8 protein-coding genes and 1 pseudogene are annotated in these 10,242 nt (G+C 71.0%); 6 read left to right on the top strand and 3 right to left on the bottom strand.

Annotated features, from left to right (window positions below; genetic code table 11):
• Nucleotides 1–44: 44 nt before the first annotated feature.
• Entirely contained in the window at nt 45–4,688 is a 4,644-nt protein-coding gene (locus tag ACN6LM_RS36670) for an amino acid adenylation domain-containing protein (protein WP_445069751.1), read from the bottom strand.
• The gene (vioD, locus tag ACN6LM_RS36665) at nt 4,685–5,818 is read right to left on the bottom strand and encodes a capreomycidine synthase (protein WP_445069750.1); all 1,134 of its coding nucleotides are present in this window, start codon (nt 5,816–5,818) and stop codon (nt 4,685–4,687) included. Before vioD ends, ACN6LM_RS36670 begins: the two co-directional genes overlap by 4 nt.
• A gap of 258 nt (nt 5,819–6,076) precedes the next feature.
• Between vioD and ACN6LM_RS36660 the strand changes: the two genes are divergently transcribed.
• Together ACN6LM_RS36660 and ACN6LM_RS36655 are read left to right on the top strand one after the other, a co-directional pair.
• Nucleotides 6,077–6,295: an MbtH family protein gene (locus ACN6LM_RS36660; protein WP_445069752.1), complete on the top strand. Its 219-nt coding sequence runs from the start codon at nt 6,077–6,079 to the stop codon at nt 6,293–6,295.
• A 40-nt stretch (nt 6,296–6,335) separates the two neighbouring features.
• Nucleotides 6,336–7,091, top strand: a complete 756-nt coding sequence (locus ACN6LM_RS36655; RefSeq protein ID WP_445069749.1) for a thioesterase II family protein — start codon at nt 6,336–6,338, stop codon at nt 7,089–7,091.
• 53 nt (nt 7,092–7,144) lie between these two features.
• On the opposite strand, the gene ACN6LM_RS36650 is transcribed toward ACN6LM_RS36655, so the two are convergent.
• A complete protein-coding gene (locus ACN6LM_RS36650; RefSeq protein WP_445069748.1) occupies nt 7,145–8,041 on the bottom strand; it encodes a helix-turn-helix transcriptional regulator in 897 nt (298 codons plus the stop codon).
• 290 nt (nt 8,042–8,331) lie between these two features.
• Here ACN6LM_RS36650 and ACN6LM_RS36645 point away from each other — a divergent pair, with 290 nt between their 5' ends.
• The 4 genes and pseudogenes from ACN6LM_RS36645 to ACN6LM_RS36630 all read left to right on the top strand — a co-directional run.
• Nucleotides 8,332–8,568: a hypothetical protein gene (locus ACN6LM_RS36645; RefSeq protein ID WP_445069747.1), complete on the top strand. Its 237-nt coding sequence runs from the start codon at nt 8,332–8,334 to the stop codon at nt 8,566–8,568.
• 134 nt (nt 8,569–8,702) lie between these two features.
• Entirely contained in the window at nt 8,703–8,909 is a 207-nt protein-coding gene (locus tag ACN6LM_RS36640) for a hypothetical protein (RefSeq protein WP_445069746.1), read from the top strand.
• An 8-nt stretch (nt 8,910–8,917) separates the two neighbouring features.
• On the top strand, nt 8,918–9,910 hold the full coding sequence (locus tag ACN6LM_RS36635; protein ID WP_445069745.1) for a hypothetical protein: 993 nt from the start codon (nt 8,918–8,920) through the stop codon (nt 9,908–9,910).
• 111 nt (nt 9,911–10,021) lie between these two features.
• Nucleotides 10,022–10,242: pseudogene (locus tag ACN6LM_RS36630) on the top strand (aminotransferase); the annotation flags it as partial.

The raw sequence follows: 10,242 nt of genomic DNA, 5'->3' as shown, positions 1-10,242 counted from the left end.
TTCCGATCTGGCCCGGACCGGGCCGGCCACTGGGGGCGATCCGCTCAGAGCCGGCTGAAGAGTTCGTTCAGCTGTCCCTGGTCCACCCGCGCCAGCGGGAAGTCCGACGGGGTGTGCACCGAGTCCTCGCGCCGCAGGTCCGGATCGGCCAGGCGGCGGAGCTCATCGAGCATGCGCTCGGCGAGGCCCTCCACGGTCTTCCGGTCGTGGCGGGCCTCGCTGTACGACCAGCTCACGTCGAGGCGGCCGTCGCGGACCACGGCACGGACCTCGAGCGGGTACGGTCGCGGGGCCGCGCGGTCCGCGTCGCAGCCGGCCACACCGGCTGACGGGCCCGCCTCCTCGCCCAGGTAGCCGAACAGCAGGTCCGCCGGGGCCGGCGGCAGCGGGTCCTTGTCCTGCCGCAGCAGCTCCCAGCCGGTGCCCTCGGCCGGGACGGACCGCAGGGTCTCCTTGACCGCCTGCACCCCGGCGACCGGCGAGGCGTCCGGTTCGCAGGCCAGCGCGAGCGGGTGGACGCGGGTCAGCGACCCGACGGTCCGTCCCAGATCGACGTCCTCGAAGAGCGGTGCCCGGTCGTGCCGCTCCAGGTGCACCAACTGTTCCCGCGCGCCGCTCCAGCTGCCCAGAGTGCGGGCGAGCGAGGCCAGCAGCAGGTCCTCGGTGCCGCAGTGCAACGCCGCCGGGACAGTGCGCAGCAGCTCGGCGGTCACCGGGGCCTCCAGGGCCACGGTCAGGCTCTGCTCCTCTGCCGGGCCGGCGGCGGGGCCGGCCTCCCGGTCGACGGGCAGGGCGCCCGGCGCGGTGAGACCCGCCCAGTACGCGCGCTGCGACTGCACCTCGTCGGTCGCCGCGTACTTGGCGAGCCGGCGCTGATACGACTGCCAGGATGTCGTCTTGGGCCGGAGACGGAGCTGCTCGCCCGCCGCGAGCTGCCTCAGGGCGCTGCGCAGGTCCGCGAGCAGGATCCGCACCGAGGCGGGATCCGCGACCAGCCGGTGCACCACCAGGACCAGCTGGTCCGGCCGATGCCCGCCATGGCGGACCAGCGCGGTGCGCAGCAGCGGACCGACCGCCAAATCGAGGCCGGTCTGCAGTCCGGCGTGTACCTCCGCGAGCCGGGCGTCCCGGTCGGCGTCGGTCACGTCCGACAAGTCATGCTCCTCGAACGGGGTCAGGTCGCCGCGCGCGGCGATCCGCACCCTGCTCCGGGCGCCGGCCAGCAGGAAGCGCTGGCGCAGCCCGTCGTGGTGGCCGAGCAGCGCCTCCACCGCATCCCGCACCTGGCCGGCGTCGGCCGGTGTCGCCAGCTCGAGCACGGCGGAGTGGTTCCAGTGCCGCGGCTCCGCCGCCCCGGCGGTGGCGAACCGGCGCTGCCCGGGGGCGAGCGGCACCGGTCCGGTGACGTCGCTCTGGACGGCGTCCATCGCGGGTCCCGCGGTGGCCACCTCGGCGAGGGCAGCGACGGTCGGGTTGGTGAACAGGTCGTACGGAGAGAGGTGGAGCCCTTCCTCCTGGGCCCGGGCCACCACCTGGATGGCCAGGATGGAGTCGCCGCCGACCTCGAAGAAGTTGTCATGGATGCCGATCCGGCCCAGGCCCAGGACGGGCTGGAGGATCTCCGCCAGCCGGAGCTCCATCGGAGTCCGTGGCGCGACGTACTCCTCGCTGGTGGAGGGGCGCAGCCCCTCCGGGGACGGCAGCCGTTTGTGGTCGACCTTGCCGTTGGGGGACAGCGGCAGCCTGTCCAGCTCGACGAAGGCGGACGGCACCATGTAGGGCGGCAGCTCCCGTTCCAGGTACTGGCGCAGTTCCTCGACGGTGGGCCGGCCGGCGCCGTCGGGCACCAGGTAGGCCACCAGCCGCCGGTCGCCCGGGGCCGGCTCGTACAGCGTCACGACCGACTCGGCGATCTGCGGGTGCCGGTCCAGCACCGACCCGATTTCGGTGGGCTCCACCCGGAAACCGCGGATCTTGATCTGGGTGTCGACCCGGGAGATGAACTCCAGGTTCCCGTCCGGCCGCTGCCTGACCAGGTCGCCGGTGCGGTAGAGCCGCAGGCCGGCCCCGGCCGGATCGGCGACGAACCGCTGTGCGGTCAGTCCGGGCCGGCCCAGGTATCCGCGGGCCACGCTGCCGCCGCCGATGTACAGCTCACCGGTGGCGCCGATCGGGACGGGCCGCAGCCGCCGGTCGAGGATCCGCAGGTCCGCGGAGGGCAGCGGGGTCCCGATCGGAAGGTTCGGCCAGTCGCGGACCGGATCGCGCGGGTCGATGCGGAAGAAGGTGGAACTGACGGTGGTCTCGGTCAGGCCGTAGACGTGCAGCAGCGGCACGGCCAGCCGGTGCCACATGGCCAGACGGTCCGGAAGTACCCTCTCGCCGCCGATGATCACCAGGCGCATGCAGTCCGGCAGCTCACGACCGGTGCGGTCGAGCTCGCGCACCCACTCGTGCCAGTACGCCGTCGGCAACTCCATCACCGTCAGCCGCTCGCGCGCGATCAGGTCGACCAGGTCGACCTGGCCGCTGATGATGTGGCCGGCCGGGATGACCACCGCGCCGCCCGCCAACCAGGTCGGGAACAGCTCCTCGACCAGGACGTCGAAGCCCGGCGAGGCGAACTGCAGGAAGCGGTCACCCGCGCCGAGGCCCAGCCGGTCGACCACGTCCCGCGCGAAGACCGCCAGTGACCGGTGCTCGACGACCGCGCCCTTGGGGCGCCCGGTCGAACCGGAGGTGTAGATGACGTACGCCGCCGAGTCGGGGGCGGGCAGGTCGGGGAGGTCCTGGACGGCGGCCCCGCCGGACAGCTCCTCGCCGTCGAGCAGCACGGTGCGGTACCGCTGTCCGGTGCCGGCCGCGCCGATCGCGGCGGCCGTCTCCTGTTCGGTGACCAGGACCTGGGTGCCGGAGTCGGCGAGCATGAAGGCGGTCCGCTCCGCGGGGTAGCCCGGGTCGAGCGGAACGTAGGCGGCACCGGCCTTGAGTACGCCGAGGATCGCCGAAGCGAGCCGGGGCGAACGGTTCACGAGGATGCCGACACGGGTCTCCGGGCCGACGCCCAGCGAGCGCAGGTGGTGGGCCAGCCGGTTGGCCGCAAGGTTCAGCTCCGCGTAGCTGGTCTCCACGCCGTCCGTGATGACGGCGGGGGCGTGCGGCGTGAGGGCGACGCGGCGCTGGAACAGTTCGACGAAGCCCGGCTGCCCAGCGATGACGGTCTCCGCACGGGCGGCGGGAACGGCGGCCCCGGTGGCCAGCCGGATCTCAGCGACGGCGCTGTCCGGAGCCCGGACCAACTGGCGCAGGATCCGGTCGAACTGCTCGGCGAAGAGCACGACCGTGTCGGTGTCGAACATCTCCGTCATGTAGATCCACTGCAGCTGCAGCGTCTCGCCGCTCGGGTTGGCGTCCAGGGTGAGCGGCGCCGCCGCGACGTTGACCTCGATCGGTTCGGCGCTGATCCGCAGGCCTGGCACCTCCAGCGTCCGTTCCGGTGTGCGGACGTCGATCCACATGTGGCTCAATGAGGTCTGCGAGGCCTCGTGGCCCAGGCCCAGCTCGCCGATCAAGCGCTCCATCGGCAGGTTCTGGTGGTCGTACGCGGTGAGCACGGTGCTGCGGGCCTGCCGGACCACGTCGCTCAGCAGCATCTCGCCGGTCACCTGCATCCGCAGCGGCAGCGCGGTGACGAAGCAGCCGATCAGCTCCTCCGTCTCCGTCCGGTTGCGGCCGGACACGATCTCGCCGATGACCATGTCGTCCTGGCCGAGGTACCGGTGCAGCAGAACGGAGGTGGCGGCCAGCAGGACCACGCCGAGCGAGACCTTCTCCCGCTCCGTGTACTGCCGCAGCTCCTCGGAGAAGTCGGGGGGCAGGTCCACGAAGTGGGCCGCCCCCGAGAAGGTGGGCCGTGCGGGGAAGGGCCGGTTGCTGGGCAAGGTCAGGGCCCCGGGGATGCCCTCGAGCGTGCGGCGCCAGTGCTCCACCTCCTCGGCCACGCCGGTCTCGCCGGAGCCGCGCTGCCAGGCGGCGTAGTCTCCGTACTGGATGTCCAGAGGGGGCAGGACGGCGGAGGTCCCTTGCTGGTGGCCGATGTAGAGAGCGGCGAACTCGCGGACCAGGATCGCCACGGAGACCAGGTCGGCTGCGGCGTGGTCGGTGGTGATCAGCACCACGTGGTTGTCTTCGCCCGTCCGCAGCAGCGAGGCCCGCAGCCGCAGCGGGTGGGCCGGGTCGAAGGGCTTGACCACCTCGGCCTTCCACCGCCGCAGGATCTCTGCGGCCTGTTCCTCGAGGCCGAGACCGGTCAGGTCGGTGACCGGCGTGGGCACCGGGGTGACCGGGTGCACCACCTGCACCCGCTGCCCGCCCTCCTCCAGCTTCACCGTGGAGCGCAGCACCTCGTGCCGCTCGGTGACCTCGGTGAGGACCCGGCCGAGCAGCTCCAGGTCGAGGACACCCTCGACGCGGAAGGCGCCGGGGATGTTGTTGGCCGGGCGGAACTGCCCAATGGCCCACTCGCGTTCCTGCTGGAAGGCCAGCGGAGTGGGTTCCGAGCGGTCGCGCGGAGCGATCCGCTCCCGCTCGGTGCCGCCGGCCCCGGCGGCGCGTTCGGCAAGCCGCCGTTCGAGGAGGGCTCGCTTTTCCGGGGACAGGGCCGCTATGCGGCTCTGCAGGTCAGTCATGAGTTCACCGTCATCCCTGCGTCTTCACGCAGCACTCGTTCCAGGAGCGAGAGCCCCGTTGTCAGTTCCTTGGTCGTGGCGCCGAAGCCCAGTCGGGCGTGGTTGCGGTACGCGTCGCCGAAGCAGTCGCCGGGCACCAGCAGCACCCGGTGCTGCTCGGCGAGCCGGCGGCAGGACCGGACCACGTCCGGCTGCCCGGGGAACTCCACGAAGGCGGACACCCCCCCGACCGGCGGGGTCAGCCGGACCAACTCCGGTAGCCCGGCCGCCCATTCACCGAGCAGGTCCAGGTTGCGCCGGGCGTGCTCCTTCTGCACGGCCACGATCCGGTCCGCGTTGCGGACGGCGTGCTCGGCGAAGAACTCCAGGACGGGAGAGACGTAGAGCGCGATGTAGTCGCGCAGCAGCGCCATCCGGGCCAGCAGTTCGGGCGGTGCCACGCACCACCCCACCCGCAGGCCCGCGAGGCCGTAGCTCTTGGAGAAGGTGCCCCAGACGATGGCACGCTCGTACTGCAGTGGGAGCGGCAACGGCTCTGTCGCGTAGGTCAGTTCACCGAAGGCGTGGTCCCACACCAGCCAGGCGCCCGCCTCCTCGGCGATGGCGACCAGCTCCTGCTGCTGCTCGACGGTGATCGAGGCGCCGGTGGGGTTGTGCGGGAAGTTGACCACGATCGCCCGCGGCCGTGAGCGGGCGAGTTTCCTCAGCTGGTCCAGATCGACGGAGAAGCCGTCGGCCGCGTCGAGCTGCCAGCGGGTGATCCGGCAACCGCGCGAGGCGGCGATGTCGTGCAGCTGCTGGTATGCCGGGTCGACCACGATCACTTCGTCATTCGGCTCCAGCAGAAGCTGCATGACCAGGTAGATCGCCTCGCTGGAGCCGTGGGTGACCATCATCCGGTCGACGTCCCCGCCGGTCCAACGATCGGCCAGGGCGGTGCGGAGGCCGGCGCCGCCGTAGCTCTCGCTGTCGTGGAAGATCATGGTGTCCAGGTCCGACAGTTCGAACCCGCAGATGGAGCGCAGCTCGGCCATGGTCAGATCCCGGACCCCGCTGCTGCCGATGTCGTGGTCGACCTTGTGGTAGTAGTCGCGCATCCACGCTTCAAGCTTGGCAATGGCGATGTCCATAAGAATGCCTATCCCGTTGCGGTAGCTGGGCGGCACTGGTCGCGGGGCCCCACCGCCGGGCCGCTTTCCGGCGCGAGGCGAGGCAGGCAGCCACCCTCGCGGAACCCTAGGCGCGGACCGCCGGCGGCGGGCGTCCTCGATTCACGGGACGGGGCGGCGGGGGAGGCCGTCGGTAACGTGGCGGCGCGGCCGACGGTCCTGGCCGCGCCGCCGCCTGCCGACCGCATCGGACCGCAGGCCCGTCCAAGTAGGGAGCCGCTGCCAGTGAACCCGTTCGATGACCCAGACGGCATCTTCTTCGTACTCGTCAACGACGAGGACCAGCACTCGCTGTGGCCGTCCGACCTGGACGTCCCCGACGGCTGGAGGTCCGTCCACGGCCCGGCCGGCCGTCAGGAGAGCCTCGACTACGTGGAGGCCAACTGGACCGACCTCCGCCCCCGCAGCGCGCGCCGCGACATGGTGGTCAGCGGCTGACCGTGCGATACCTCAGCGACGGGGGTCCCGGAGACAGATCATGAACAGGCAGCTCATGAACGAAGAACGACGCTGGCTGAAGCGTTTCGGCCGGCACAGTGGCACGGCGGACATCCAGCTGCTGTGCTTCCACCACGCCGGGGGCAACGCTGCGATGTACAGGCAGTGGCCGAAGCTGCTGCCGTCGGGCATCGAGGTGGTCGCCGTACAACTGCCCGGACGTACAGACCGGTTCAAGGAGCGGCCGTACGAGCGGATCGAACCTCTGCTCGATGACCTGGTCGAGGTCATCACGCCACTGCTGGACCGGCCGTTCGCCTGTTACGGCATCAGCATGGGAGCGCGGGTGGCCTGGGCGCTGTCCCACACGCTGCGCGAGCGGGCGATGCCGCAGCCCCGCCGGCTCTTCCTGGCCGCCAACGCCGCCCCGAACACCGACGACGGCGTCTTGGAGTGGGAGGGCAGGGAGGACGGTTTGGAGGGGTATCTTCGCGCCATGGGCGGCACCCCCGAGGAAGTACTGTCCCAACCTGACCTCATGGCCGCGCTGCTTCCGGTCCTGCGGGCCGATCTCACCGTGCTCAGCGATTACCGGCCGGAGCACCGGCTGCCGCTGACCATGCCGATTCACGCCTTCGCCGGAGTCGAGGACTTCTCCGCGCCGCCGGAACGGATGACCGGCTGGCAGGAGGAGACGGTGGGCTCCTTCGGACTCACCCGGGTCCCGGGCGGGCATTTCATCACCGGGCCGGCCGAGCCGCAGGTGCTCACGGTGATCACCGACGCGATCGGTTAGGGCGTGCCGGGCGTCGCGGGACCGCGAGGACTTACCGGACACGCCCCCGCGGGTCAGTGGGACGAGCCAGGCAGGTAACCGCGCTGGACCGCGTGCACCCCGGCCTGGAACCGACTGCGGGCGTCCAGGTGCTCCAGCAGACCGGAGGCGATCCGGCGGACGGTGCGGGTGGAGATCCCGAGGTGGTTCGCGATCGACTCGTCCGTGTTGCCCTGGGCCATCAGACGCAGCACTTCGACGCGCTGCCTGGTCAGGCCGGCCTGGTCCGGCGCCGCGGGGGCACTGATCGGCTCAGCAGACTCCCAGATGTTCTCGAACAGCGCACAGACCAGGGTGACCACGCCGTCGTGGCGGATCAGCGCGGCGCTCGCCGAGGTGTTGTTGCTGTGGGTCGCGACCAGCGCGGTCCTGCGGTCGACGATGATCACGCGGTTCGGCAGAGTCGGAGCGGTCCGGACCCGGGCGCCGAGGCTCTGCAGCCACTCGGCGTGCGCCATGGTGGGCGCATCGCGCCTGATGCTGTCGAGGTAGACGGTCCGCATCCGGACACCGCGTTCGAGCAACCGCTGGTTGAGCGGCCGGGAGGAGGCCATGTTGGTGGTGGTCTGGGCTCCGCCGGGCGCCAGCGTCAGAAATTCCTCGGTGACCGTGCTGTTGAGGAGTTCGAGCTGCTCACGTATGGCCTCGATGCCTTCCAGATGCTGGATCTCGGCGGAGCTCGCCGAGCCGTACTCGAGGCCGTACTGGGCCAGCGCCTCGGCGATGGTCGCGCGGTTCTCCTCGAGTTGCTGCCGGTGCGCGGCGAGTTGGGCCTCTTGGCGTGCGATCAGAGCTTCGAAGCCAAGCAGCGGATTGACTGGACGGACCTGGTTCTGGTCCTCTGTGCAGGGTCGGGTGAGCGCGTATTCACTCAACTCGCCTAGCGCTGCGCGGAGTTCGGTCTCATGCATGGCAAGCCGACGAGCCCAGGAGGCGGTGTCTTCGCCGGGATGGGCAAGCATTACTCGGTAAACCGATTCCGCAACTGGGCTTATCCCGAGGCGGCTGAGCATCCCGTCAACCTCCAGTACTTGGCGAACCCGACTTGTGGTCGGGGCATGTTATCAGAGAAGTTTCAGGTGGCATGCGCCCATATTCGGTATAACTCCCCTGAATGTGAGAAATGACCGTTCATCTCGTCCATATGTACCTGAGGCCGCGCGGCGCTGAGACGGCCCTGTCTGCCGAGAGTGTCGCGGCCTTGGCAGCCTTGGCGGACCTGCCGGGCGTCGTGCACGCGGTGGTGCACTCCTCGGCCCTTCCGCACCCGGTCGTCGGCCTCTACCTGCGGGACTCCGGTGTACTTCGGGCGGAGGAGTCCGCGCGAACGCTCTGGCTGCGGCTGGTCGCGGATGAACCTTCGTTACGTGGCTGGGAGTTGGTACGGGCCGAGGTGCCGCTGCTGGTGGTGGACGAGCTGCGGCCCGAGGACGATTGAGACTCCTGCCGTGACCTACAGAGGACATGGCCGCCTTGCCCCCTCAGCACCCTCTTCTCACTCCCGAGTCACGCTGGCCAGAATTTCTTTCACCGGCCGGAGCTGCTAATCGGTACTCGTCTTGGGGAGAGGTCATGCGATTCGTCAACCACGCGCTGGGAGCGGTTGCGGCGCTGGGACTGCTGGGCTTGTCTTCGGTGCAGATGTCGGACGCCGGTACGGCCGGACCGACCGTGCCGGGAGTCGTTCTGGAGGCGGCGGCCACGGGGCCGGCCGGCGACTCGGGCTGGCAGGTCCCGGTGCCCGCAGTCGGCCAGTCCCACGACTCCGGCTGGCAGTAGTGGTCCGCATGGACTCGCTGCTCCCGGCCATGGAACAGAAGGCCGTCGAAGACGGGGCGGAGCGCCTGCTGGAGCTGCGGGACGCACTGGGCCGAGCGCCGGTCGAGAGCGTCCCGCTGCGGGACCTGCATGTCGTCGGATCACCCCGGAGCACCGTCGTATGTCCTGACTACACGCGTGAACTGGCTGCCCTTGACGGGCCGTTCGCTTCGGTTCTCGTGCACCGTGCCTCGATGTCGGTGGTCGACGGAGTGCACCGCGTGCGAGCCGCGCGGCTGAGAGGGGACACGCACGTCGGGGTCCGCTTCTTCGAAGGGACTGAGGAGCAGGGCCGCCTGCTGGCGGTCGCGCTCAACGTCCGGCACGGCCGCCCGCTCTCGATGGACGAACGCCTCACGGCGGTACGAGCCATCCTCGCCGGGCACCAGGAGTGGGCGGACCGGTCCGTGGCGGCACTGGCCGCAGTGGCACCGGGGACGGTCGCGGAGGTCCGGCGCGAGCTGTACGGCGAGCCGGCCCCGGACGCCGCCCGCTTGGGGCGGGACGGGCGAAGCCGCCCGGTCGATCCCGACCGGGGGCGCATTCTGGCGGCGGACCTGCTGACCCGTCATCCGGACAGCTCACTGCGGCAGATAGCGAAGCAGTCAGGCATCTCGCCGACCACCGTCTCCGATGTGCGGGCGCGGCTGGCGCGGGGGGAGAGCCCGACGCTGAGGAAGACCCCGGCCCGACAGCCGATGACCCGCCGCGGTCCAGCTGAAGCGGAGCGTACGGCGCACGTCGGGGAGATCCTGGACACCCTGCGGCGCGATCCGTCCCTGCGCCTCAACGACACCGGACGTTCGGTGCTGCGACTGCTCGACGTCAGCGCCGCCTTCCTCCGGGACGGGGAGGCCATCGCGGCCGGCCTGCCACCGCACTGCGTGCACGCCTTGGCCCGACTGGCCCGCGGATACTCCCGCAGCTGGGCCGTTCTGGCCGATCAGCTCGGCAGCGCCTGAACCCGGCCCGCCCGGCCAGGTGCGGGCCGGGAGGCCGGCCCCTCGGAGGGGGGGCGGGGCCCCGGCCGCGCCCCGGGAGGCCTCCGTACCAACCAGAGAATGGAGCGCATCTTGCGACTGAACCACCTCGTCCACCGGGCACCCGACTCTCCGATCGTGGCCGCGTACGCTCAACTCGACCATCGCGTCGAGCGGTTCACGATGCTGGACCTGGCCCAGGCCGCCCCGCGGTATCCGGCCGCACCCGAGGTGGTGGCACACGTCGAGGCCGTCGCACGCGACGGCCACGGGGCGGACTACGTGGAGCTGGCCGGCCTGGCGAAGCTGCGGGA

Source organism: Streptomyces sp. SAS_281 (assembly GCF_052542855.1).
The sequence above is the reverse complement of the archived record's forward strand: the minus strand, read 5'-3'. Positions and strand labels throughout refer to the sequence as shown.